At 38.1% G+C, this 26,326-nt stretch carries 16 protein-coding genes; 12 read left to right on the forward strand and 4 right to left on the reverse strand.

Annotation, left to right across the window (positions count from 1 at the left end):
* Nucleotides 1–25 precede the first annotated feature (25 nt).
* From EJF25_RS13275 to EJF25_RS13290, 4 genes are read left to right on the forward strand one after another with little or no spacing between them, the layout of a single operon-like run.
* Nucleotides 26–3,169, forward strand: coding sequence for a SusC/RagA family TonB-linked outer membrane protein (locus EJF25_RS13275; RefSeq protein ID WP_125041547.1), 3,144 nt, complete (start codon nt 26–28; stop codon nt 3,167–3,169).
* Nucleotides 3,170–3,187: 18 nt separating this feature from the next.
* Entirely contained in the window at nt 3,188–4,678 is a 1,491-nt protein-coding gene (locus EJF25_RS13280; RefSeq protein WP_125041548.1) for a RagB/SusD family nutrient uptake outer membrane protein, read from the forward strand.
* Nucleotides 4,679–4,699: 21 nt separating this feature from the next.
* On the forward strand, nt 4,700–5,440 hold the full coding sequence (locus EJF25_RS13285; RefSeq protein ID WP_125041549.1) for a DUF4843 domain-containing protein: 741 nt from the start codon (nt 4,700–4,702) through the stop codon (nt 5,438–5,440).
* Nucleotides 5,441–5,452: 12 nt separating this feature from the next.
* The gene (locus tag EJF25_RS13290; RefSeq protein ID WP_125041550.1) at nt 5,453–7,171 is read left to right on the forward strand and encodes a PKD-like family lipoprotein; all 1,719 of its coding nucleotides are present in this window, start codon (nt 5,453–5,455) and stop codon (nt 7,169–7,171) included.
* A 483-nt stretch (nt 7,172–7,654) separates the two neighbouring features.
* Here EJF25_RS13290 and rsgA read toward each other — a convergent pair whose 3' ends face one another.
* From rsgA to EJF25_RS13310, 4 genes are all read right to left on the reverse strand, one after another.
* Complete coding sequence (rsgA, locus tag EJF25_RS13295; protein ID WP_125041551.1) at nt 7,655–8,587, reverse strand: ribosome small subunit-dependent GTPase A; 933 nt, start codon at nt 8,585–8,587, stop codon at nt 7,655–7,657.
* 85 nt (nt 8,588–8,672) lie between these two features.
* Complete coding sequence (gene frr / locus EJF25_RS13300) at nt 8,673–9,233, reverse strand: ribosome recycling factor (RefSeq protein ID WP_125041552.1); 561 nt, start codon at nt 9,231–9,233, stop codon at nt 8,673–8,675.
* Between the two features lie 51 nt (nt 9,234–9,284).
* Nucleotides 9,285–10,196 carry a DMT family transporter gene (locus EJF25_RS13305; protein WP_125041553.1) on the reverse strand — a complete coding sequence of 304 codons (912 nt, stop codon included), beginning with the start codon at nt 10,194–10,196 and terminating at the stop codon, nt 9,285–9,287.
* 587 nt (nt 10,197–10,783) lie between these two features.
* The gene (locus EJF25_RS13310) at nt 10,784–11,878 is read right to left on the reverse strand and encodes a GntR family transcriptional regulator (protein WP_125041554.1); all 1,095 of its coding nucleotides are present in this window, start codon (nt 11,876–11,878) and stop codon (nt 10,784–10,786) included.
* Nucleotides 11,879–12,138: 260 nt separating this feature from the next.
* On the opposite strand from EJF25_RS13310, the gene EJF25_RS13315 reads away from it, so the two are divergent.
* The 8 genes from EJF25_RS13315 to EJF25_RS13350 all read left to right on the forward strand — a co-directional run bounded on the left by EJF25_RS13315 (nt 12,139) and on the right by EJF25_RS13350 (nt 26,275).
* Nucleotides 12,139–13,629, forward strand: a complete 1,491-nt coding sequence (locus tag EJF25_RS13315) for a family 43 glycosylhydrolase (protein WP_125041555.1) — start codon at nt 12,139–12,141, stop codon at nt 13,627–13,629.
* Between the two features lie 360 nt (nt 13,630–13,989).
* Nucleotides 13,990–17,124 carry a SusC/RagA family TonB-linked outer membrane protein gene (locus tag EJF25_RS13320; RefSeq protein WP_125041556.1) on the forward strand — a complete coding sequence of 1,045 codons (3,135 nt, stop codon included), beginning with the start codon at nt 13,990–13,992 and terminating at the stop codon, nt 17,122–17,124.
* A 12-nt stretch (nt 17,125–17,136) separates the two neighbouring features.
* Nucleotides 17,137–19,119 (forward strand): RagB/SusD family nutrient uptake outer membrane protein, encoded by a 1,983-nt coding sequence (locus tag EJF25_RS13325; RefSeq protein WP_125041557.1) that lies wholly within the window; start codon nt 17,137–17,139, stop codon nt 19,117–19,119.
* A 25-nt stretch (nt 19,120–19,144) separates the two neighbouring features.
* Nucleotides 19,145–20,422: a DUF4959 domain-containing protein gene (locus EJF25_RS13330; protein WP_160119414.1), complete on the forward strand. Its 1,278-nt coding sequence runs from the start codon at nt 19,145–19,147 to the stop codon at nt 20,420–20,422.
* A gap of 25 nt (nt 20,423–20,447) precedes the next feature.
* A complete protein-coding gene (locus EJF25_RS13335; RefSeq protein ID WP_125041559.1) occupies nt 20,448–21,176 on the forward strand; it encodes a DUF4998 domain-containing protein in 729 nt (242 codons plus the stop codon).
* Between the two features lie 480 nt (nt 21,177–21,656).
* On the forward strand, nt 21,657–23,279 hold the full coding sequence (locus tag EJF25_RS13340) for a glycoside hydrolase family 172 protein (protein WP_125041560.1): 1,623 nt from the start codon (nt 21,657–21,659) through the stop codon (nt 23,277–23,279).
* A gap of 20 nt (nt 23,280–23,299) precedes the next feature.
* A complete protein-coding gene (locus tag EJF25_RS13345; RefSeq protein WP_125041561.1) occupies nt 23,300–24,616 on the forward strand; it encodes a sedoheptulokinase in 1,317 nt (438 codons plus the stop codon).
* Between the two features lie 96 nt (nt 24,617–24,712).
* The gene (locus tag EJF25_RS13350; RefSeq protein WP_235016814.1) at nt 24,713–26,275 is read left to right on the forward strand and encodes a glycoside hydrolase family 172 protein; all 1,563 of its coding nucleotides are present in this window, start codon (nt 24,713–24,715) and stop codon (nt 26,273–26,275) included.
* The last annotated feature ends 51 nt before the right edge of the window (nt 26,276–26,326 follow it).

Consider the following 26,326-nt stretch of genomic DNA (forward strand, 5'->3'; position numbering starts at 1 on the left):
AACTGTTTTTAATTAAACATTTTTTATGAGAGATAAGCGAAGTTTTGTAATTGGTTGTTGTTTAGCAGCCTCCTTGTTGGTGTGTACTTCTCCTTTGAGTGCACAGACAACAACGGTTACTGTTAAGGTGGAACATGAAAGTAACCGTATCATAAAGGGTAAGGTTACTGATCTAGAAGGGCACTCTTTGCCAGGAGTGAATGTGGTTGTAAAAGGATTTAAAGGTGGTGCTGTCTGTGACATTGATGGTAATTTTAAGATCAGTGCTCCACAAAAGGATGTTACTCTGACGTTCTCATATATTGGTATGAAACCTCAAGAAGTAAAAGTGAAAGCTGGTCAAAAGAAAGATCTTCAAATTCGTATGGAAGAAGATGCGAATGAGCTCAATGAAGTGGTTATTACCGGTATGGCTGATATACGTAAAGAAAGTTTTACGGGTAATACCATAACGATAAAAAAAGACGAACTTCTTAAAGTGAATAAGACAAATGTTATTGCGGCTCTTCAAGCTTTTGATCCTTCTTTTCGTATTGCGGAGAATGTAACTTGGGGATCTGACCCGAATGCATTACCTGAAGTGTATGTACGTGGTAAGTCTGCTTTTGGTCAAAAGGAACTGGATATGAATGTTACGGATAAATCTTCATTGAAGAATAATCCGAACCTTCCGACATTTATTATGGATGGATTCGAGATTAGTGTAACGAAGCTTTATGACTTTGACCCTTCTCGTATTGAAAGTGTGACCATTCTACGTGATGCGGCGGCTACCGCGATGTACGGTTCACGTGCAGCTAATGGTGTTGTAGTTATCAAAACAGTAGCGCCTAAACCTGGAAAGTTGAATGTTTCTTATAGTTTAACAGGACAGATTGAAGCACCTGACCTGAGTGATTATGATTTGATGAATGCAGCTGAACATTTGGAAGCGGAAAGATTGTCTGGGCAATATGATATGAAAGCTGGCATGAATTTAAGTGACTGGTCACGTTTACAAAGAGAATACGCTCGTAAGCTGTATAATGTAAAAAATGGAGTCGATACTTACTGGTTGGATAAACCTTTGCGTACATCTTTCAACACAGTACATAGTTTATATATAGATGGGGGTACGGAGCAAGTTCGCTTTGGTGTTGAGGTGAATATAAATAAGAATGATGGTGTTATGAAAGGTTCTCATCGTAATGTGTGGGGAACAGGTGCCTATATTGATTATCGGATCGGTAGATTGCAGGTACGTAATCATACAACGTATAATGTTACCAATTCTATGGAATCTCCTTATGGCTCTTTCTCTGATTATACTAGTCAATTGCCTTATAATATCTATGAGGATGAGAATGGCAAACCGTTACAAATGCTGGAACAATGGCATGGTAGTGTAATACCATATAACCCGTTGTATGAAATTACCTTGAAGAATCGGAATGAATCTTCTTATGAGGAATTGATCAATAATTTGAGTATCCAATGGAATATCATTGATTATTTGCAGTTTAAGAGTACATTAGGGCTTACAAGACAATTCAATTCGAGTGAGAATTTTCTAGATCCTAATTCGAAAAGAAATTCAAATCCTTTGAGTTCTATAAATTTGTCATCGGGTGAATTGACTACCGGCAGTGGAAACCTGTTCACTTGGGATTGGCAGGCATCTTTGATTTATAATCGTTTTATCAAAGAACACAATATTAACGTGGCGTTGAACTGGAATATGATAGAAGATCGTTCTACTAACACTTCTGCTTTTTATAGAGGCTTTCCTTCAGGGTCTTTGAACTCTCCCAATTATGCACAGGAAATTGTCAATAAACCGACAGTGAGTGAGTCTCACTCACGTTTGATGGGTGTAACGGGACTTGTGAATTACAGTTTCCAGGATATTTATTTGTTCGATACGAGTTTGCGTATGGATGGTTCATCTAAATTTGGAACGAATAGCCGATATGCTCCTTTTTGGAGTTTAGGAGGTGGTTTGAACTTGCACAATTATCCAATTCTGAAGAATTTAGGGTTTGTTGATTTGTTGAAAATACGTGCTAGCTATGGTCAGTTGGGTAAAGTAAGCTTTAGCTCTTATGAATCACGGACTACTTATAATATTCTTACTGATGAATGGTATAAAACCGGTTATGGTGCTGTGTTAGCTGCATTGGGAAATAGAGATTTGACTTGGGAGACTACCAATACTTTGGATATTGGTGGAGAACTTCGTCTTTTTAACGGGCTGATTTATATTCGTGGTTCCTATTATAACAAGCGTACTGTCGATTTGATAAATGATGTAACGATTCCTAGTCATACTGGTTTTACAACCTACAAAAACAATGTAGGCGAGATTGAAAATAAAGGTTTTGAGTTGGATGTACGTTCCGAGCTTCTTAATACAAAAGATTGGTTTGTGTCTGTTTATGCAAATTTGGCACATAACAAAAATACTATCTTAAAAGTTTCTGAGAGTTTGAAAGCTTATAACGACCGGGTAGATAATTTCTTGAATAATTTAAGTCAGCGTCAAGCTCGTAATGCTACGGGATCCAAGAGCTATAAGAAGTATGTAGAGGGTGGTTCGGAAAGTTCTATTTGGGCCATGCGTTCTTTGGGTATTAACCCAGCGAATGGTGAGGAACTTTTCCTGACTCCTGATGGGAAAATAACGAATACTTGGAATTCTGCCGACCAAGTTGTGGTAGGTAGTACAGAGCCTGCAGCTCAAGGTAGTTTCGGTGTTAATGCCCGTTGGAAGAACTTTAGTTTATATGCCACCTTTATGTATGAATGGGGAGGACAACGGTATAATCAGACCTTGGCTGACCGAGTAGAAAATGTGAATATTTATGAGGTGAATGCAGATAGACGTGTCTTTACCGAACGTTGGCAAAAACCGGGTGATAATGCACAATTTAAGAAACTGGAAACTGGTGATAATATCCATACAACACAAGCTACTTCACGTTTCGTACAGGATTATAATTGGCTTTCTTTAAACTCATTAAATTTGGGGTATGATTTTGATCAAAAATTGATTGCTCCGTTGAGCCTTACTATGTTGCGTTTTGAGATTGGTGCAAATGACTTGTTTCGCATCTCTTCTGTGAAACAGGAACGTGGATTAAGTTATCCTTATTCCCGGACTTTTAATTTCTCTATTAAGGCAAGTTTTTAATCATCTAGATTTATTCGTATGAAAATATATAAATATTTAATAGGACTGATCTCGCTTTCTATGTTGTCTGCTTGTAGTGATTGGTTGGATATACAACCCCAAGACACCACTGAGGATGATCAACTTTTTGAGACTGGTGAAGGTTTCCGAAATGCCTTGAATGGTGTCTACAGACAAATGGCCGGTTCGAGTATGTATGGAAAAGAACTCACGTGGGGGGCTTTGGATGCGATGGCAAAGTATTATACTCCATCGACTGGAACTAATGAGTATTATTTTTCAAGGTATGAGTATACAGGTACCAATGCTTATCCTGTGGTTCAAAATTTTTGGTCGACAGCTTATAACTGTATTGCTAATTGTAACAATCTCATTCAGCGGACTCAAAAAGAACCGGTGACTACTTTCATGAAAGGTGCTGACGAGAAGAATGTGATTTTGGGAGAAGCTTTGGCTCTTCGTGCGATTTTACATTTTGATATAATGCGCTTGTTTGCATCGGCACAAATGAATGATCCGATGAAGCAAATTCCTTTTGTAGATGTGTATCCATGTACTTTTAAAGAGTATGGGACGAATGAAGAAGTGTCGGATCTGATTATAAAAGATCTGAAACAGGCGAAAGAATTGTTGGCGAAGTTTGATGTTCCGCGGATTTCATGGATGATGTCGGAGGTGCGCTGGAAGAATGATTATCAAAGATTAATATCTTCAGCAGAAGAAGTACCGGAAGATTTGTTCTTTGCTTATCGTAGTTATCGTTTGAATTATTATGCCATTTGTGGTATGTTGGCACGGGTTTATTTGTATAAAGGAATGTATGAAGAGGCTTTTCGTGAAACAGAGATTGTTGTGAATGCTGTAGCGGAAAAGTATCAGGAATATATCTTCAATTTTACCAATAGTCGTGATATGGCTGCTGGAAACAGTAAGTTGTATGACGAAATAATTTTTGCTCTTTCCAATCAGAGACTGGAAGAAGACTATCGCACTTATCGTTCCGGTAATGAGAAATTGTATCTCTCAAATTGGTCACCACTTAGTGGATGGTTTGCAGGAGATGCCAATGATATTCGTTATAAGTTGCTTGTTGAGGAAGGATGGGATTATTATAGTAGTAAATATTTACCAGCTGAAGGTACACTTAAAAAGTATGCGATGGATATTATTCCTATGCTTCGATTGGGCGAAATGTATTATATTCGGGCAGAGTATTATAATCACTTGAGTTTGGCAGATAATCTGGAACCGGATGCAAAAGAGGCATTACAGAAACAGGCTTTAGAGGAGTTTGCCAAAGTGAGACGTGGACATGGTTGTAATCAAGAGTATGTTAGTACTTCAGGTGGTGATGCGTGGTTCAACAGAGAATTGTTGAATGAAGCTAGACGCGAATTTATAGGTGAAGGACAGTTGTTCTTCTATTATAAGCGTTTAGGTGAGAAGATCCCGGGCATGGGAGATACGAAGAATTTTGTGTTGCCTTATCCACAAAATGAAGCTTTATAATTATTTAAAATAGTGATTATTATGATAAAGAAATATATCTGGTGTATGAGTCTGTTTTTGATAGTTTTAGGCTCATGTTCGCAAGAAGATTTATTGAACTATGACCAATCGACCCGGTCGCTTTATATACCAACTGAGATGGAAAGTGAAATGGGGGAAACGATTAAGGGGATTGATTCTACTTATTTCTCTTTCAGGCAATATGCAGATGTAACGGATTATGAGATTCGTTTTTCTGTGATATTGAATGGTCAGCAATTAGAGGAGGACCAAACTTATCGCTTGGAGATTATTAAAGAAAGAACAACAGCCCTTCCCGAAGACTATACTGTGGAGTTGGAACAGACTTTTCATGCTGGTGTGTGGTCTGACTATCTTAGTATTAAGTTACATCGGACAGCGCATCTTGCTAATGAAAAAGTTCGTTTAGCAGTTCGTTTAGTTCCTAATGAAAATTTCGGAGTCGGTTCTTATATCGGAGATCCTTACTGGCCTACTGTGCGGGAATCAATTTCTTGTTCAGTCACTTTCTGTGATATGTTAAGTAAGCCGGATTGGTGGGATGACACTATCACCAGTCGTTTTCTAGGAAAATACTCGGATGCGAAATATGCGCGTTTCATCGAAAGTTCAGGAATAACGGATATAACGGGCTATACATCTACGGAACTCAGGCTGATCGTTCAGCAATTTAGTAGAGATATTCAAGAAAACGGATGGACAGAAGAAGATGGTTCTTTGATAGAAGTTGTTATGAATTAAATTGTATTAGCTATGAAATTAATAAAATTATTGTTTATAGGCGTTAGCTTGACGGTTACTTTGTCCGGTTGTTTTGAGGATAAGGGTAATTATGATTATAAAGATTTGACGAGAATCGATATGGCTCCGACGGGGGGGACATATACAGTTCCCATACGAGGAACATTGAAGATTACTCCTGATTATACCTTCTCAAAGGAAGATTCTAACATGGACTTATCATATTCGTGGACACTGGAAGGAGAGGTTATTAGTACGGAGCCGGTGTTGGAATGGGTGGCAGATCGTTACACAGAGGGGAGTACATATAATTTGCTGCTTGAAATAACCGATAATAAAATTGATATGGTTTATCGTTGCGTTTATGGGGTGTCTGTGTTGGAACCATATGATGGCATTGGTTTCTTTGTGTTGTCACAAAAAGACGGCAAGAAATGTGCTCATATGATAAAGGAAGAATATGATGAAGAGGGTCACAGGTATTACAATGCTTTGACAAATATCTATTCGTTGGAGAATGAGGGTGCTACTTTGCCTTCGAATGCTTTTAAATTGTATGAACATTATGCGTTGGAGAAAACAATGGGTAGCTCTAGTACGAAGGCTGTTAACCAATTGATGTTTGTTTCTCCTGACCAAGTGACGGAAGTAAAACCAGGTAGTTTTAAGGATGTAAATACTAAACCGACCGATTTGTTTGGTGGTGGATATCCGGGAGGTCTGAAGATTGCAGATGTTCATTTTATGCAATTCCTGAACATGATTACGGATGAAGAAGGACGTTTGTATACGCGTATTAAAACGACTAATGAGTTTTTCCATGTAGATGAGTTTCTTCCGACACCGACTTCGTTTGAAGGAGAAGAATTACGTGGTATTGAACTTATTCCATCGGCATTGCCTGCTCAGCATTGTTTGTTATATGATAAAAATAAAAAGCGGTTATTGATTATCTGGGATTTTAAAGATTATTATGGGAAATATTCTGTCGGAAAGATTGAGAATGTAAATTCGAGTTTAAAAACAGCAAATGTAAGTTGGCCGCAAAATGTTCCGACTATCGAAGATGCGTTTGCTAATTATGAGGTAATTCATCTTGCATCTTTTCGGACTGAATTTTCTATGTGGGGGGAAGGTGCAAAAACTTATTATTTCTCGGTGTTGAAAGATCCGGAAACAGGTAAATTATATCATTATCAATTCGTTTTGGAACAGGAGTATGGCTCAGCTATTATGCACTTGGCTACGACCAGTGATGGAAAAATGGTAGATATTGAATTCGTTGAACTGAATCCAGAAGCGACTGCTTTGTTTGATAATCCGCAAAATGTTATTTTTACTTTACCTACAAATTATTTAGGGTATGGATATAATGGATATTTGACTCTGATTGGTCAAGGAAATTCATTGTATGTATATAATCGTATAGCGGCAACTACAAATGCCAAAACTTCTGTTGCTGCCGATGACGATCCTTCCCAAAAGGAGCTTACAGTAAGATTACTGTGTACTTTTGATTCGGAAATTGCTTGTATGGCATCTACATACGCTTCTAACTATTGGGGTGAAATCTTGGGCGTTGCTTTAAAGAATGGAACCGTTGAAGTATTATCAGTAAAGAATGCTCAATATACTATCTGGAACGGACGTATTTGGAAATCTGAGGGAGTTGATCTCGGAGAGCCAGTAAGTCTTATTTATAGTGTTGGAGAACCAGGTCTGGACTGGTAAATGATTGAACTTGAACTATAGGAAGTTCGTAGCGTATTTATAATAAATTCCCTTATTTTGTTTCATTTTATAGAATGAACAAGATAAGGGATTTTTTAAGGATATTCCTCAAATGAACGACATGAGATAACTAGTTCATTATTAATTAGTTGGGTTTGTGTTCTTCTATGGTAGTTTGGGCATACGTAATCAACATGATTTTCTCACCAAGACCAAGATCAGAAATCATAAGATGAAAATACTTTGGATTTTTTTGGAATACATACAATGCAGTTTTGATGATTAAAAAAAACAATAAAAAGTAAACAGGATTGCCTGATATTATCACTACCAATCATCCGTAACTTTATGCCCTTATAATTCATTTTTATCGTCGCGAAATATAAGAAAAAAGATAGTATGTCAAATGAAGATACGAGAAGCATTTACATAAGCCATCTTAGGCTTTCAGGACATTTATTAGGATATCATTTTTATTATTCCTTAGTACGCTGCCCTATACTTTCCCTCCTCCTTGTCCTCCAACATATTCAGATAAGAAGCATATCGTGACTCACTGATAAGATGTTCTTCCACCGCCTTACGTACAGCACATCCCGGTTCATGCCGATGCGTACAATTTCCATATTTACAGTCCGCGGAAACTTTAAAAATCTCAAGGAAGTAATGACTCACTTCTTCTTCTTCCATATCGAAAGTTCCGAATCCTTTGATTCCCGGCGTATCGATGATATATCCATTTTCCGGAACAGGAAACATTTCAGAGAAGGTAGTAGTATGCATCCCTTTATTATGATAGGTTGAGATTTCTCCGGTTTTTGTTTCTATACCTGGTAGGATAGCATTGATCAAAGTTGATTTACCAACTCCGGAATGTCCTGAGAAAAGAGTAATCTTACCTTCCAACTCCTTTTTAATCGCGTCTATTCCGGTTCCATCTTTTGCAGAAACTTTAAAGCAAGGATATCCGATATTAGTATACAAGTTGATAAGTGCATCCAAATAACGTAATTCATTCTCATCGTAAACGTCTACTTTATTAAATATCAACTTGACAGGTACACGATATGCTTCAGCGGATGCAAGAAAACGGTCAATGAAAATAGTAGAGGTTTCAGGATAATTGACCGTTACTATCAGCATACATTGATCAAGGTTGGCGGCAAGAATATGAGACTGTTTGGAAAGGTTGGAGGAACGGCGGATAATATAGTTTTTTCTATCCTCTATTTCACTAATAAAAGCAGTTCCTTCTTGGTTTAGTATAATTTGAACACGGTCGCCTACCGCTACAGGATTAGTGCTGCGGATACCTTTTAACCGGAAATTCCCTTTGATTTTACATTCGATAAATTGTCCGTCGTCGGTCTTTACTTGGTACCAACTACCTGTATTCTTGATTACTAATCCTTTCATTTATTTAATGGATAGTGGAAAATAGAAAATGACTATACAGGCATTATTTCTCTGCATAGTCATTTCTATGTATCCGTTATTTATATTAGACAGTCATAATTTCTTTGTCTTTTTCTGCCAACATCTCGTCAATCTGCTTGATATACTTATCATGTATCTTTTGCAGTTTCTCTTCGGCATTCTTTTGTTCATCTTCAGCCAAGCCGTCTTTAACAGCTTTCTTCAAAGCGTCAATACCATCACGACGAGCATTACGAACACTGATCTTGGCAGTTTCGCCCTCACCTTTACATTGTTTCGCTAGTTGTTTACGACGTTCCTCTGTCAAAGGAGGGATGCCAATACGAATGATTTCACCGTTATTTTCCGGCATGATACCTAGTTCGGAGTCGATAATTGCTTTTTCGATGATACGGAACATACTTTTGTCCCAAGGCTTGATGATGATACTACGTGCGTCAGGAGTAGTAACTGCAGCCACATTACTGATGGGCACCATGCTTCCGTAAGAATCTACACGGATACCGTCCAACAATCGGGTACTCGCTTTTCCGGCGCGGATATGTGCCAACGCTTCTTCTAGATACATTATAGCCATATCCATTTTTTCTTGTGCATTGCCAAGACAAGTCTTTACATCTACCATATTTTTGATAATTAAAAGTTGCTATTGGGTTGATTGATTAGCAAAAGTATACTATTTTTTATTTATCTGCAACAGCATACTCATCTTTTTTATAAGCGTCTTTCCTAAGATAATCAAGGTGACAGCGGTAATAATCATTAAAACACCAGTCATTAAGCGCGGAGTTAGTTGCTCATGGAATAAAAGTACTCCGAAGAATAAAGCTGTTACTGGCTCCAAAGCACCAAGAATAGCAGTAGGAGTAGAACCTATATAATGAATTGCTAGTGCAGTGCAAACCAATGATATCGCAGTTGGCAATATAGCTAATGCTATAACGTCTGCCCAAAGCCATCCGCTAGGTATCATTTGTAGCTCCGTACAGAAATGCAAACGTATGATATAGATTGACAATCCAAATAGAATTGCGTAAAAGGTTAGTTTGGTCGTAGGTAGGTTTTTCAAAGACGATCGGTTTACTCCTACGATATAAATCGCATAAGAAAGAGAAGAAAGTAATACTAAGATAATACCAATTGTTGATAATGGCTTATTTCCATCACCTTGATAAAGCAAAGTAATTCCTGATAATACCAACAAAATGGAAAAAATGGTAATTGCGGAAATTTTTTCTTTAAAGAATGCCCCCATAATAATTGCCACCATTACCGGATAGACAAATAGAATGGTAGAAGCAATTCCTGCGTCCATGTAATTATAACTCATAAACAGGAGTAGCGAAGAGAAAGAAAACAATAATCCCATGATGAATAAAGGGAGAATGTTCTTTTTCTGAAGGGCGAAAGACTCTCCCTGTACCTTTATCAGAATGCCGAGGACTATGGCTGCAAGCAGGTAACGATAGAATAATACGGTATCGACACTCATGCCCGCCCCATATAGAGGGAGTGCGAAAAGAGGATTCATACCATAGCTGGCAGCTGCAATCGCTCCGTAGATAAAACCTTTGGTTTTGTTATTCATTAATTGCACCTTCTAAAATAGCGTGCAAAAGTAAAGAGTTTGCGGATGAAAAACAAGCGTTTATGTCGCTGATAGTATAATTTAATCTTTTGATTGCAATAAATACTAGGGGATCCGGAATAAGTACTAAAGTTATTCAAATATGATGCACAAGATTTACTCAAGAGAGGTGTATTAGGTTTAGTTGAAAGAAGACTAGGGGTAATTAACTGAAGTACTTGAGTTGAAGGACAGGAATAGTGCTTTATCAAGTTGTTGCATTCGGGTTATTGCTTCACTGAAATCGGTTGCTTGTTTTGAGCGAATTGAATGCTTTATTGTTCGTCCCAATATATAGGAAGTTTATTTCACTTTTCCCAATACTTTTTTCAATCATTGAGAAGTTTGTTTTCAAACATCTCAATCTTCCTCTCTAAAAGTTAGCTTATTCGATAAAATGAAATCATCTTTTCGTTTTGTCATATTTCTCTATATTTTGCTGTCGTTCAGGAGAATAAAATGAAGCATCTTTTTTCTCTTTGAAAAACGGGTAATCACTTGTTCCCAAAATGGGGAAGAGGTAACACGCTTTTCTTTGAATAGTTCTTTTATTCCATAAACTTACTTGAATCGCGAATTACAATTTCACCAGCAAGGTTTACCGTTACGGGATATGCGGATTTGTCATTGATTCTTCTGAACATTAGTTCAACACTGACATTTGCGATCTCTTCGCAAGGTTGTTTAAAAGAGGTCAGTGAATGTTTCAAATGCATAGAATATTTCATATTGTCATAAGCACAAATAAGAAGATCTGAAGAAATCTTCCAACCGATGTCTGTTAAAGATGACATCAATACAGCTGCGGTAGAGTCATTTGCACAAATAATACCTGTTCTCCCTGGAATTATTTGCATTTGTTTGACAAAGTTTGTGTCTTCGGGGTTTCCACAATGAACATCTGATAAATTGAACGGCAGTTTATTTTGCAGCATAACTTCTTTAATACCTATTAAACGCATATCAACGGAATAGGCGGAATCGGGTCTATGGAAAAAATGAATATTCGTACATCCCTGGTTTATAAGGTGCTGGGCCATAATGCAACCTGCGCTGAAATTATCTAAGCAAACAATATCAAAATTACTTCTTTTAGGGAACTTGAATATATCTCTATCAATTAGAATGAGTGGAATTCCCGCTTCTTCCATCCTTTCACAAATACGAATGTTTATCTCATTAGCGTCAGCTACTCTTTCCAAAGGAGAAAAGAATACCCCATCTACTTTTTTGCTTATGTAATTATCGCAGCAACTGTCAATTAACTCTCTTCTGATATTTGCATTACTTGCCGTTGCACCTTCCCATAAACATTTAAAATTGCGTATTTCCGATTGTTTAAGCAGCTGATCGTTGATAATGGAAAATATCTCAGACTCACCTGCTCCGGGAAGCAATAATCCGAAAGTTAATGTTTTGGAAGTCTGTTTATAATTTACAATAGTACCTAATCCTTTTTTTTTCGTAATGTAACCTTCTGTTTGCAATTGATTGTAAACTTTTGCAATAGTTGGTCTTGAAACTGAGTATTGGTCAGCCAATGTAAGTTCTGTAGGTAATAAAGAACCTGTTGGGAATGTGCCGTTTAAGATATCCTTTTTTACTATGCTATATATTGATTTGTAGCTTGATTTTGTTTCCATTGCTCTAATTCTTTCTTTGATATATTTTGCAAATATAATAAGATTTTGTGGATTTGTGAGTCCTATATCTGAATAAATGCAAAAATGATATCGAATCTATATTTAATAAAAAAGAATATATGTAATTTTATTGTTTTCATATATGTCATTAAAATGAATGCTGTTTTTATTTTAAAATATTACATATGTGTTTGCTTATTATAAAAATATACTTTATATTTGCTGCCGTAAAACTTACAAACGCTTAAAATAATAATATTATGAGAATCAAACTGCTGTTGTCACTGACCTTATTTGCAATGAATATATCTGCGCAAGTAGTGAAAGATTATAATCCTGATATTCAACGAACTACCAATCTTCAGTATTTCAAGCCTGTGGAAAAACGTTTATTCACAGGTGATTGTATGCCCTATTATCATGAGGGTACATTCTATATCTATTGGTTACTGGATGAAGGACATCATGCCGGACTCGGTGGTTTGGGAGGGCATCAGTGGGCGTTGAGTACTTCCAAAGATCTTGTGGAGTGGAAACATTATCCGGTAGCTGTTGGTATTGATGAAGACTGGGAGAAATCAATTTGTACAGGCTCAGTGATTGCTGACAAAGGTAAATTCTACGCTTTTTACTCAACCCGGGTACAAGATAATGATGGAAAAGTACATGAGCAATTGAGCTATGCGATGAGTGAAGACGGAGGAGTTTCTTTTGTAAAGCAAGAACCCAATCCTTTTTATTATGCTCCTGAAGAATGCGTAAGCCGGGATTTTCGTGATCCCAAAGTTTTCAAAGATGATAAAGGTGTGTACCATCTTTTTATTTCGGGATATAAAAAGGAGCCTGAATTAGAGGGGTTCGGAGGATATCTGGTTCATCTTGTATCAACCAATCTGAAAGATTGGAAGGAAGTAGCTTCGCCATTGACAGGGCAAGTGGCTACTCCTGAGTGTTCCGACTATTTTAGGTGGAATGGCTGGTATTATTTATTATATAGTATAGGTGGAGATACTTATTACGTTAAGTCAAGAAAACCCTATGGACCGTGGGAATATCCTACAACGCAAGCTTTCGTGGAATCGTGGGCAAGTGTGTATAAGACAGCGGAATATAAAGATAATCGAAGGATAGCAGTGGCGTACATGCCTTGTAGGAGTAATAATAAGGATTTTGATGGACCTATCTGGGGTGGAAATATGCTTCTGAGAGAAGTAGTGCAAGAGCCGGATGGTACATTGAATACAAAGTTCTTATCAGAGTCTCTTCCTTCCATGACTCCTATCAGGATGCCGGAAGTTGAAATTCCTGCCGACAGTAAAACGGTTTCATATTCGAACGGTAAATTGACTTTGAATTCTCCCAATGGGACCAGTGTCGCTTCTCTTTCCGAACTACCGGTGAACTATAGGATCACAATGAAAATAAAGCCACTAACCAATTATGATGAGATCGGTTTGTTTGTCAGAGCTACTGACTCAAGAGACAGAGGATATAAGGTTGAATTGAACGCTAATAAGGAGAGTGCTTTCATTTATAACACCGGAATAAATACGGTAAAAGATTTAAGGGGAGAAATTACATTGGATCTGATACTGAAAGATGAATTTATTGATATGAATATTAATGGTAAAAGGTCAATAATCAATCGTTTGCCGGAGAAAAAAGGGCATAAACTTTTCTTTTTCCTTAAAAATGGAAGCGTGGAAATTAAAGACATAAAGATTAGTCAATGGAGTAACGAGATTTGGTGAGATTGAGGTAAGGATTGTTTTTAGGATAACTTGATTTGTAAATGTGTTCTGCTTGTAATATTTACATATGTGTAATAAATAATAGGTAAATGCTAGTGTAAAGTATCAAATTTGATAGCATTTGAAATAAATTTTATATTTCTCAGCTAATCAAATTCATAGATTTGTGCCAAAATTATACTTAATATGTAAACTACAAAAAACACTATTATTATGAATACTACTTAAATTTTATTTCTGTTTTGATCTGTAAAATCAGGTATTGATAGATTTTACATCGAGGAACAATGACCTTTTGATGTGAAATAGATTGTAAAATTTGAATTTATAAACATATCGTTAATCATTAAATGTAGAATTATGGAACATTCTAAAAACACAAAAAAAGAACCGGTCGGTATTCTTAAACTGTTTTTACTGTTGCTATGTATTGCGGGGACTTCCGTTTTTAATCAGGTGCTGGCGGCAGCTGATCAAGAACCGTTGAAAGTAACAGGAGTTGTGTTTGATGAATTGGATACTCCTCTTCCGGGAGCTACAGTTCAGGTAGACAAATCCACTAAAGGTGTTATTACTGATTTGGATGGAAAATTTGAAATTGAAGTATTGCCGACAGACAAACTACTTATTTCTTATGTGGGATATGAAACAAAGTTAGTAGCTATCGGCGATAAGAAGTCTTTAGTTGTAAAACTTGAAACGAAGGCCAATGAATTGCAGGATGTGACAGTTGTTGCCTTTGGTAAACAAAAAAAGGAGAGTATGACTTCGGCTATCGAAACCATTAATCCTAAAGAACTTAAGCTACCGACAGGAAACTTAACAGCTGCTTTGGCGGGACGATTGGCAGGAGTGATCTCTTATCAAAAAAGTGGAGAACCGGGTAAAGATAATGCAGAGTTTTTTGTACGTGGTGTGACCACTTTCGGGTATTCATCTTCTCCTTTGATTTTATTGGATGGTTTTGAAATCTCAGCGAATGATTTGGCTCGCATACAACCAGATAATATCGAACAGTTTTCAATATTGAAAGATGCGACTGCTGCCGCACTTTATGGATCGAAAGGTGCAAATGGTGTTATTATGGTGACAACTAAAAAAGGAAAGGAAGGAAAGCCGCGGGTGTCTTTCCGTCATGAATCACGTTTTTCTACACCTACTAAGATTCCTGAAACTGTAGATGGGGTGACTTATATGAAATTGTATAATGAGGCACAGTTCAATGACAATCCATTGTTACCTCCTTATTATGAAGCACAAAAGATTCAAAATACGATTAACGGAGTCAATCCATACGCTTATCCTAATGTAGACTGGTATGATGAGTTATTTAAGAACTTTACATATAATCAATATTATTATTTGAATGTAAGTGGGGGTAGCAAAGATATTCAATACTATTTGGCGGCTGCTTATACCAATGAAACCGGTATCTTGAAGAATGAAAAAAAGAATAATTTTCAGAATAATATTAATATCGGTACTTATGATGTAACGGCGAAAGTCAATCTGCAATTGACAAAAACGACTTCTTTTGAGGTTAATATGAATTCTCGTTTTCAGAATTATACAGGTCCCTCGGTTGAGGCGAATGATATCTTTAACAGAGTGATGGATGCCAATCCGGTCGAATTTCCTAAATATTATTTGACGGATGAAGAACACCGTTATGATGAGCATGTACTTTTCGGGATGAATCCCCGTAATAGCATGGCCAATCCGTATGCTGATATGGTGAAGGGGTATAAGGATGGATTCTCAAGTAACATCTTGTCGCAATTTTCTCTTAACCAGAAGTTGGACTTTTTAACTAATGGACTTGCTTTTCATGCCAAAGTCTCTATCAAGACGGATAGTTCACACGATAGCAATCGTTCATATAATCCGTATTTCTATAATATCAAAGATTACGACGAACTGTCTAATATCTATTCTTTGTCTCAAATAGCAGAAGGTACTAGGGTACTGGGTGATCCTGCTAATACTCGTACAGCTAACAGTCATTTTTATTTTGAAACAGGCTTGAGTTATGCCAATGTATTTAATAAAGATCATGAATTGGGAGCAGTTTTGGTGTATACACAGGAAGAAAATAAAAATACGGCGGCAGAAGGAAGTATTCAGGTTACATTGCCACAACGTAACCAGGCCATTCGCGCTCGTGCGAATTATGCTTATAAGTCTAAATATATGGCAGAGGCCAGTGTAACTTATAATGGTTCTGAAAAATTTGATGCAGATCATCGTTGGGGTGTTTTTCCTGCCATGGGCGTAGGTTATATGATTTCGAATGAGGATTTCTGGCAACCTTTGTCAGAGGTTATGGAAAAATTCAAGATCCGTTACTCATACGGATTGGTAGGAAATGATAATATTTCGGACCCGAGAGATCGTTTCTATTTCTTATCGGATATAAAGAGAGAAGGCGGATATACATGGGGAAAAGATTTTCTGACATCTTATAGTGGATTGAAAGTGAATCGTTATGCTAATCCGGAAATCACATGGGAAATCGCTCGTAAACAGAATCTGGGTGTGGAAGTTAATCTATGGAGAGTGTTGGATATTCAACTGGATTATTTCATGGAAAAACGTGAGAAAGTGTATGAGAAACGAGCACATATCCCGGCAACGATGGGAATTATAAATGATATTTGGGGAAATGTCGGAGAAGTAAAATCATGGGGATGGGACGGATCAGCCGATCTGAATTATGTGATCAATAAGGATTCTTGGGTTACAGGTCGTTTCAATTTTACTTATGCAAAAAATAAGGTTACAGAGAGAGAAGAACCCGCTTATCGTGATGAATATCTGAGAACTGTAGGATGGCCGGTGAGACAGCAATGGGGATTAATAGCCGAACGTTTGTTTATTGATGAATATGACGTAGCTAATTCTCCGGTTCAGAATTTAGGAACAAAAGCTCAGGCGGGAGATATTAAATACAAGGATATTAATAATGATGGAATAATCAATGACAATGATAAAGTTCCTATCGGTTATCCGTCAGTACCTGAGTTGAGCTATGGTTTCGGTTTATCGGCAGGATATAAAAACTGGGATATTTCTTTCTTCTTCCAGGGACAAGGACATTCTTCTTTCTTTATAGATCCTTATAAAATATCTCCGTTCAGGAATTACCGGAATGTAGTATCTTATATTGCTGACGATCATTGGAGTCAGAATAATCCGGTCAGCCACGCATTTTGGCCTCGTTTGAGTACACAGGATAATTCGAATAACTATAAAAAAGAATCAACCTGGTGGTTGCGTGACGGGCGTTATCTCCGTCTGAAAACCGTAGAGCTTGGCTATTCTTTACCTAAACACGCTTTGCGTAAGGTGGGATTGGGTAATGTACGTTTTTATTTCACAGGCTTGAATTTACTTTGTTTCAGTTCGTTTGATTTATGGGATCCGGAAATGGGAGACAACGGACTGGGATATCCTTTGCAGCGAGTGTATAATGTAGGTGTTCAATTTGATTTTTAAAAAGTAGTAGCAATGAGATTTTCATTAAAACATATTATAGGAGCGATGGCTGTCGTCCTCGGGATGGGCAGTTGCGATTATCTGAATATTGTTCCAGATAATACCATTGAGTTGGAAAGTATGTTCGAGACGCAGCAACAAGCTTATGGAGCATTGGCAGCTTGCTATGAGTATATGCCTAATTACGGGTGGCTTAATAATTCTATGAACCTTGCAGGAGATGAATTTATTGTTCGTCTGGACGGAGGTGAATCAGGAAATCGTGACCGTATGCCCGGCGAGAAATTAATGAAGGGATGGAACAGTGCTCAGGATCCTTTTTTGAGTTATTGGAACGGAAATAAAAATGCGGCCTCTTTGTATGTCGGTATCCGTTATTGTAATCTTTTCTTAGAGAATATTCATCTGGTGAAAGACATTAAAGAGGAAGATCGAAAAGATTGGATTGCGCAGGTAAAGGTACTGAAAGCTTTTTACCATTTCTATCTGACTCGTCTGTATGGTCCTATTTGTATTGTAGACAAGAATCTGACGCCTTCCACTTCACCGAGCGAGGTACGTTTGAAGCGTCAGCCTGTGGATGTTTGTTTCAAATATGCGGTCGATTTGATTGATGAGGTATTATATGATGAGAACGGGAATGAGAAAACAGACCTGAAAGACGATCGTCCCAATGAATTTTTGGGAATGGTGGACCGTACGATCGCTAAAGCGATTAAGGCTGTTATATTAGTGACTCAAGCCAGTCCGTTGTTCAATGGGAATGCTGAGTATTATAGTAATTTTAAAAACGTAGATGGTGAGTTGTTTTTCCCGATGGAAAAAGATAACGAGAAGTGGAAGAAAGCGTTGGATGCCATAAAGATTGCTATCGATGCGGCTCATGCAAGAAACAAAAAACTGTATAGATATAATGCTGAAGGTGGAGCGAATATAGAGTTTTTTGATAAAGACATTTGGGGAAAATCGGAGATTATAGAATATTGTTATAATAATCGTTATTCCATTGTCGATCCTTGGAATGATGAATTAATATGGGGATACTCAAATGTTGGTGGCTTCGATCAAGGAACTTTCCAACATGCTTCTCAATGCCGTCGTATGGACAATCAAGGAATGTCGGAATATAGTTGGCAATGGCTGTGTGCCTCTTACCGGATGGGTGAGTTGTATTATACAAAAAATGGAGTACCCATCAATGAAGATCAGACCTTTGATTATGACAACCGTCTGGATATAGTCACTATTCCGGATGATACTTATCATATGGGTTATATGCAGGCAAATGAGAAAACTGTTAAATTATACTTGAATCGCGAACCACGTTTCTACAGTTGGATTGCCGTTGATAATTGTTATTGGCGTAATCATCAGAATAAATTGGAGATGCATATGAAGTACGATGAATATCCCGGTGGACGTTACGGTACGAAACAGGATGACTTTTATTGGTCGGGTATTGCTATCAAGAAACTGGTGCATCCGGAATCGTTGAATGAATATGCAGTTCGTATGGTTCGCTATCCGAATCCGATTATCCGTCTGGCGGATCTTTACTTGCTGTATGCAGAAGCTTCTAACGAGTATTACGGACCGGGTGAAGACGCTTATCATTATTTGAACGAAGTGCGGAAAAGAGCCGGACTACCAAAAGTAGAAACAGTTTGGAGCGATGCGTCTATTGTGAAGAATGTAAACAAACACCAGACACAAGAAGGACTGCGAGAAATCATACAGACAGAACGGTTGATTGAACTTTCATTTGAAGGACACCGTTATTTTGACCTTTGTCGTTGGAAACGTGCTAATGAGTTTTTTGTATCGTCGGTGAAAGGGTGGAATGCCCGTACCGGTCGTACCTATGAAGACTTCTATCAGGTGACCGAGTTGCAAGCGCGCGTATGGGAAACTCCTAAGAATTATTTGTTCCCGATTCCGCTGGATGATATTAACAAAAATCCTAATCTGGTGCAGAATCCGGGATGGGGAAAGTAAGTATTCACAAAATATAAATAGGAACATGAAAAAGATATATTATGGCTTAATGTTGCTTTTAAGCGGAATGTTTATGATCACTGTAAGTTGTTCGGACGATGACGAAGGGGGGAATGATAAGGCAGCCCCGGGACAAATCTCTAATGTACGTTTTGTTCCCAATTATGGTGGAGGATATTTCTTGTATGATATCCCGGACGACCCGGACTTCTTATATGTACGTGCCGATTATACGGTAGATTCCGGTGAGAAAATATCTAAGACGAGCAGTACATATACCGACACATTGTTTATCGAAGGATTCGGACAGGTGAAAGAATATGAAGTAAAACTTTACTCTGTAGACCGCAACGACAACGTATCTGCACCGGTAATTGAAACGATCACTCCGATGGAAGCCAATACGAATATGGTAGCTTCCACATTGAAGATACGTCCGGGCTTCTCTGCATTGATTGCCGAATGGACCAATGAATTGAAGCAAACGGTAGACGTATATGTACGTCTAAGTGACGGGGAAGTAGTTGCTGAAAAAGTACTCTCATCCAACTCAAAAGACGGTTTCTTTTTGGTAGAAAACTTGCAGAATAAGGATTATACGGTTTCTACCTATGTGAAAGACCAGTACGGAAATGTCTCTGGAGTACAGGATTGCGGAGTCCTGAAACCGTTGGCAGATGCTCCTTTGAGTAAATCAAGTTGGACTTTTCTTGCTAATCAAAAGTTGTATGGAAATCGTTGGAACTATGATATTGATCCGAACCCGGATAACCAGCAACCTTATGATGAGTATTTAGGGGCCTTTACAAAAGATAGTTTGCGAAACGCACCACCGGCTGCTTATGAAGGACGTATCGAGAAGTTCTGGGATGATGTAACTTATAAGATGAACCCGGAAAATTATAACATTTTTAATACTGGGGAATGGGGATATCCATATTCTTATTTCATTGATTTGGGACGAACGGTCAGAGGAAGTCGTGTACGCTACTGGCAACGCTTATCCGATAAATATGGTAATGAGAATGTACAAACATTCCAACTATATATCAGTGATGACAAGGATCCGACGGATGGTATAACAGACTGGGAATTCGTAGGAACATATAAAATCATTAAACCGGCGGATTCTTATGAAGCAGATCAGGAGGCAATAGCCGGACATGAGTTTATCTTATATCCGAAAGAAACCAAATACACTAAACCATTCCGTTATTTGAGATTCAAAGCTATTAAAGGATTCTCGGAAAGAATGGTGTCTGTAGGTTCTGAGATCACGTTATATGGTTTGGAAGGTGAATGATTAATCTAAATAAAAACGGATAATTATGAAACGTAAATATATTTATATAGTAGGAAGTTTGTTGTTATTTACCGGGCTGATCGGCTGTGAAGATATGGATAATAACTATAAACAGTATTTGCAGGAATATAACTATTCCGGTAAGGTTGAGGCTTTGCGGAGTTACATCGGATTTGAACGTATAGCGTTAGCTTGGGATATTCCGAAAGATCAAAAGTCAAAACAAATTTTGGTTGAGTACGGAGCAGATAAACAGCAGAAATTATTTGACCATATGGTGGATTCTGTTGTAATTGACGGGTTGGATGCTGCTACGGGATATGATTTTGCTGTATATACTTTGGATAATGCCGGTAATCGTTCTGTGCCTGCTACTATTACAGCTTTACCTATTTCTCAGACGGTGGTGGATAATTTGGTTCCACCTACCTGTTCTTATGTTGAAGTAGATGGGGTACCAAACGTATATTGGGCCGGACTTTCGGCTGTCAGTATGGCATTCTGTAAGTATAGTTATATTGATTATAAAATAATATCGGAAGATGAAAGTGAAGTTGTTACAAAGGGATGTCTGAAAAATACAGATGTAACGAGTTTGAATCGTGTGAGTGAATTGAAACTGCCTGCTCCGCAGTTGAGCAAAGGGGAGACTTATTATGTTGATTTTACAGCCTATGTATATCCTATTTCAAGCGATATTGTTACCATGGATTCGGTTCCGGTCAATAAAAGGACTAGAATTATAGTAGAATAATGCAGTTTTCAAAGCGGGGTTGACTAAAGAGTCGAATAGGTTATCTCAATCCATCCAGATATACCATAAGGAATTTGAGGCAGCCCATAGTATGAAGCACTTGATTTCAAAGGATGAGACTATTAGGTAAAAATCATATAACACTCTGTTTCATAGTACAAAACACTTTGTTTCAAGACATGGAACACTTTGTTTCAAGGCATGGAACACTTTGTTTTCCCTATAAGAAGCAATAAGTAAATCGGTGATAGGTGATAGAGAAGGTGATAGGTAATAAAAATAACCTATCACCTCTTAAATCCCGATGAATAAAGGAATACAGCGTCTTGGTGATAGGTTGATAGAGGAAATGATGTTTTTATCTGGGTAGAGGTGAAATCTACAATGAGTATCAACTATAAATTAATTGTAATGATGCACTTGTGGAAAAATAATGTACTTTTGTAATACTCATCTCCGGATATTTAATAAACTAAAATTATGAATAGAATTAAAGGGTTATGTTTAACGGCTTTACTGATTATTATAGGAGGTCGTTCTATAGCATCTGATAAAGTGACAATAAGTACTTTGTTGGATGAAATGATTTCATTCGAAAAGGCGGCGGAGTTTCCGGATCCTTATTATACGTGTAAAATGATTAGTAGTTATGACCGCCGTACGGTATCTCCTGATAAAGACTGGTGGTATGCCAATGACGATGGTTTCGGCTGCATGAGACTGGATACGATTCAAGGTCGCGTAGAAAAAGTCATGTTCGATTATGAAGGACCGGGAGTAGTTACACGTATCTGGCTGACTACAAATGTAAAGAATGGTACCCTTCGTTTTTATTTTGATGGCGAAGAAAATCCACGACTGGTAATTCCCGCTTACGACATGACACGTGTTCCTTTCAGGGTAGGTGATGCACTTTCTTTAATTCATACCAATTACACACCTGAAGGTGCAGGAGGAAATACATTTATGTTTCCACTTCCTTATCAAAAAAGCTGTCGGATTACTTTTGAAGAGCCCAATAAAGATAGAAACACTTGGTCACCGCGATATCATGAAATTGAATACCGCACGTATGCCCCAGGAACAGAAGTCGAAACATTTCATCCGGGGCAGGTACATTCCCACAGCATGCAAGAAAAGATACAGGATGTAAATAAGGCACTTTGGAATCCTCAGACTTTTAAAGGTGGCGAACGTCGTGAGTTTGCTATGGATATTGCTCCTAATCAGAAAAGCTCATTGGAACTTCCTGCCGGAAGTCATGCAGTTCGTTCATTGATTATTGATGTGCATTGTCGGAAAGGAGATTATGCGAAGATGATGCGACAGTTGATTCTCAAAATTTCTTTTGATGGAAAAGAAACAGTCTGGGCACCGTTAGGAGATTTCTCAGGAGCAGGATTGGGAGCTCCGAAGGTAGATAGCTGGTATATGGATGCAGACGGTCGTGGACATATCACATCACGCTGGGTAATGCCTTATAAAGAAAATGCCAAAATAGAAGTGGAGAACTTATTTGAATTCCCCGTCTGGATGAATGTCAGAGCACATGTCTCAGACTGGAAATGGAACAAGAATACACTTTATTTTCATACGACTTGGAAGCAGGAACGAGGTATTGAACTGTCAAACCGATATGATGACCATAAGGGTGATCATATGTGGAACTATATCACCATTAATGGTAGAGGAGTTTTTAAAGGTGATTTGCTTTCATTGTTTAACTATGCTCCCGATTGGTACGGTGAAGGAGATGAAAAAATATGGGTGGATAATGATGTCTTCCCTTCCCATCATGGGACGGGTACGGAAGATCATTACAACTGTTCTTGGGCACCGGTAGTTCCTTTCTACACTCCCTATGGAGGTGCACCGCGAGCAGACAATCCTTCTTCACATGGTTTTAATGCTTTTGTACGTACCCGTAATTTGGATGGCATTCCATTTCAGAAATTATATCGGTTTGATATTGAAATGTTGAGCTGGAATCCGGGTAAAGTGGATTATGCAGTGACAAACTATTGGTATGGAGATTTGGATGCCAAGATAAATGAAAGTTCAGGTAAAGAAGAAGTAGTAAGTCCTTTACCTTATCTCATGTAGTTGAAACTAAACTGATAAATATGTATTGCGTAGGAATTGATATAGGTACGAGTTCTGTTTGTGGTGTCGCTTATCATCTATCGACAGAAGACTGCATCACTATTGTAAAGGATAATAATACAAGTATTATATCTGACAATCAATGGGAGAAAACACAGGATGCGGATGCTATCTTTCATATTGTAGAAGAAATACTGTCGGAATTCAGACTGCAATGTACTGATATAAAAGGAATCGGATTCTCCGGACAGATGCATGGTATGCTCTATGTGGATAAATGCGGTGAAGCTGTCAGTCCGTTATATACGTGGCAGGATGGCAGAGGAAATCAGATTTATAAAGAAGAGCAAAGCTATGCAAGTTTTCTGACTCAGGAAACAGGATATCCGATGGCTACGGGGTATGGATTGGTGACTCACTTTTATAATGAGCAAAACAACCTGGTTCCTTCGTCTGCCAATAAGCTGTGCACCATTATGGATTATGTAGCTATGAAGTTATGCCGTCGAAATGAACCGCTTATCGATTATTCCAATGCTGCCGGATTAGGACTTTTCGATAAAAGACGTTTGTTGTTCGATGTATCGGCTTGCGACGCCATACATTTAGACAGAATCCTATTGCCGGAAGTTATACCGTCCGGTTCATTGGTGGGGTATTGTGAAAATATTCCTGTATACGTTGCGATTGGTGATAATCAAGCTGCATTTTTAGGATCAGTGAAAGATATTGAGCATTCCATACATATAACGATAGGTACTAGCAGTCAAATATCTGTTTACACAGATCGGTATGTGGAAATTGAAGGGTTGGATATCCGTCCATTGCCCGGAGGAGGATATATTCTGGTTGGTGCTCCTTTATGTGGTGGTACTTCATTTGCTATGCTAAAGGATTTTTTTGCTGATACGGTGAAGCTCTTTGCAGGAATAGAGAAAAGTGGTGATGAACTGTATGAACGTATGATTTCTATTTCCTATCAAACGAATACTAATGACAGTATCGTAGTGGAAACTTTATTTAGCGGAACACGATTGGAACCGGGCAAAAGAGGGAAAATAGATCATATATCTCTTTCTAATTTTACTCCTGAGAATTTGATACGGGGATTTGTCAAAGGTATCAGTCAGAGCTTATATGATTACTTCCGGCTAATTCCTGATTCAGTCAGACGGAATAAAACAATATTGGTTGGATCGGGAAATGGTATAAAAAAGAATCCGTTAATGCGTCAGGCGCTTGAAGAACGCTTTGGTTATTCCTTGTATTTATCCAATGTACAGGAAGAAGCAGCTTTTGGTGCATGTGTTTGCAATATGGTATCAGACAAGAATTAACAAGAAATAATAAGTAAAAGTATGAGTATAGTGGTAATAAGAAATTTGTATGTGAAAGCATTATGCTTCTTATGGATAGTATTATGTTCTTGCTTAATGGCATTAAGTTCATGTAGTTCGGGAAATGATAAGACTAATTGTATAGCTTTAGAGAATTTGTTGGATGAAATGGTATCTGTAGAGGCTGACGTTTCTTTTCCGGTACCGACTTTTACTACCAAGCATGTCTCTAGCTATGATAGGCGATCTATACTTCCGGGCACTTCTTCGTGGCACGCAAATCGGGATAACACAGGTTTTGTTCGTTATGAGTCTAATAACGGTCGGGTAGAAAAGGTATTGTTTGACGAAGAAGGTCCGGGAGTCATTACCCGTATGATTACAACGGGTGGTGCGGACGGAGCGAATTTGCGTATCTACTTTGATGGAGCGAAAGAAGCTGCTATTTTAATTCCCGCTTATGACATCGCTAAATTTCCATTGGCAATTCCTGAAGGATTACTCTATCGTCACGAACATTATGACACGACACAAGGCAGCAGTTTTTATTATCCGCTTCCTTATGCGAAAAGCTGCAAGATTACGGTAGACAACGTAGATCGTGATTATTTCTTCCATGCTTCGTGCCGTACCTATCCAAAGAATACGGAAGTCAGGAGTTTTACTTTGGAAGAAGCGAATGAGTTGCAGGCGAAAGCGCAACAAGTGAGCAATCAGTTGATGTACCCTCGTACTTATGGAGATAATCCGATCGGTCGGAAGGAGTCTATCGCTACCGGAGCATCTATCCTTATGGAATTACCAAAAGGAGGAAAAGCCATCCGTAGTCTTCTATTCCAAGTTTCAGAATTTGATTCCATTCATTATGCTTCATTGATGAGGGGACTGATCGTGAATATTTCTTTTGATGGCAAAAGAACGGTTCGTGTACCATTAAGCGATCTTGTTGGTGCCGGTATGGGTGCTCCTGCTGTGGACAGTTATTATTTGGAAGCAGATGGCAAAGGTAAAGTGCTTTTACGATTTGCGATGCCTTATCAGGAACAAGCGAGGATTGAAGTCAATAATATTTCCGACTATCCGGTTACTTTGGAAGTAAAAGCATGTCTTTCCGATTGGAAATGGAAGAATAATACACTCTATTTTCATGCTGACTGGCGACAGGAAAATGGCTTGCCTACGAATTGTGGAATAGACTATAATATGGGAACTTTGAAAGGAAGAGGTGTCTTTAAAGGCGATATGTTGTCTCTTTATAATTATTCTTCACGCTGGTATGGCGAGGGTGACGAGCATATTTGGGTAGATAACGACACTTTCCCTTCTCATTTCGGATGTGGTACGGAGGATTATTATAACACGACTTTCGCCCCTATTCATGTCTATTTTAATCCGTTTGGAGGAGCTCCGAGAGAAGATGATGAGGCATCCCGGGGATATAATACTTTTGTCCGTACCCGTAATCTGGATAATGTACCGTTTAATGAACATTTGAAGTTTGAATTTGAACTGATCAGTTGGGATGGGGGTAAGGTAGATTATGCTTCAACTTTATTTTGGTATGGTGATTTGGACACGCACATGACAAATCCTTCGGATGATCAGGCTGCATTATATGATTTTCCGCCTGCTATTTTTACGGATACAGAACATAAATAATGCTATTGTTAGAATAATAGGAAATAATGAAAGCTACTCTAGAAGCTATGT

The sequence above is a fragment of the Bacteroides faecalis genome, from assembly GCF_003865075.1.
GTDB lineage: Bacteria > Bacteroidota > Bacteroidia > Bacteroidales > Bacteroidaceae > Bacteroides > Bacteroides faecalis.

Excerpts from the sequence above, each read along its gene's own strand:
- EJF25_RS13320 (WP_125041556.1), top strand. The coding sequence starts at position 13,990 with ATGGAACATTCTAAAAACACAAAAAAAGAACCGGTCGGTATTCTTAAA.
- EJF25_RS13275 (WP_125041547.1), top strand. The coding sequence starts at position 26 with ATGAGAGATAAGCGAAGTTTTGTAATTGGTTGTTGTTTAGCAGCCTCC.
- EJF25_RS13350 (WP_235016814.1), top strand. The coding sequence starts at position 24,713 with ATGGCATTAAGTTCATGTAGTTCGGGAAATGATAAGACTAATTGTATA.
- EJF25_RS13330 (WP_160119414.1), top strand. The coding sequence starts at position 19,145 with ATGAAAAAGATATATTATGGCTTAATGTTGCTTTTAAGCGGAATGTTT.
- rsgA (WP_125041551.1), bottom strand. The coding sequence starts at position 8,587 with ATGAAAGGATTAGTAATCAAGAATACAGGTAGTTGGTACCAAGTAAAG.
- EJF25_RS13290 (WP_125041550.1), top strand. The coding sequence starts at position 5,453 with ATGAAATTAATAAAATTATTGTTTATAGGCGTTAGCTTGACGGTTACT.
- EJF25_RS13310 (WP_125041554.1), bottom strand. The coding sequence starts at position 11,878 with ATGGAAACAAAATCAAGCTACAAATCAATATATAGCATAGTAAAAAAG.
- EJF25_RS13335 (WP_125041559.1), top strand. The coding sequence starts at position 20,448 with ATGAAACGTAAATATATTTATATAGTAGGAAGTTTGTTGTTATTTACC.
- EJF25_RS13345 (WP_125041561.1), top strand. The coding sequence starts at position 23,300 with ATGTATTGCGTAGGAATTGATATAGGTACGAGTTCTGTTTGTGGTGTC.
- EJF25_RS13280 (WP_125041548.1), top strand. The coding sequence starts at position 3,188 with ATGAAAATATATAAATATTTAATAGGACTGATCTCGCTTTCTATGTTG.
- EJF25_RS13285 (WP_125041549.1), top strand. The coding sequence starts at position 4,700 with ATGATAAAGAAATATATCTGGTGTATGAGTCTGTTTTTGATAGTTTTA.
- EJF25_RS13315 (WP_125041555.1), top strand. The coding sequence starts at position 12,139 with ATGAGAATCAAACTGCTGTTGTCACTGACCTTATTTGCAATGAATATA.
- EJF25_RS13340 (WP_125041560.1), top strand. The coding sequence starts at position 21,657 with ATGAATAGAATTAAAGGGTTATGTTTAACGGCTTTACTGATTATTATA.
- frr (WP_125041552.1), bottom strand. The coding sequence starts at position 9,233 with ATGGTAGATGTAAAGACTTGTCTTGGCAATGCACAAGAAAAAATGGAT.
- EJF25_RS13305 (WP_125041553.1), bottom strand. The coding sequence starts at position 10,196 with ATGAATAACAAAACCAAAGGTTTTATCTACGGAGCGATTGCAGCTGCC.
- EJF25_RS13325 (WP_125041557.1), top strand. The coding sequence starts at position 17,137 with ATGAGATTTTCATTAAAACATATTATAGGAGCGATGGCTGTCGTCCTC.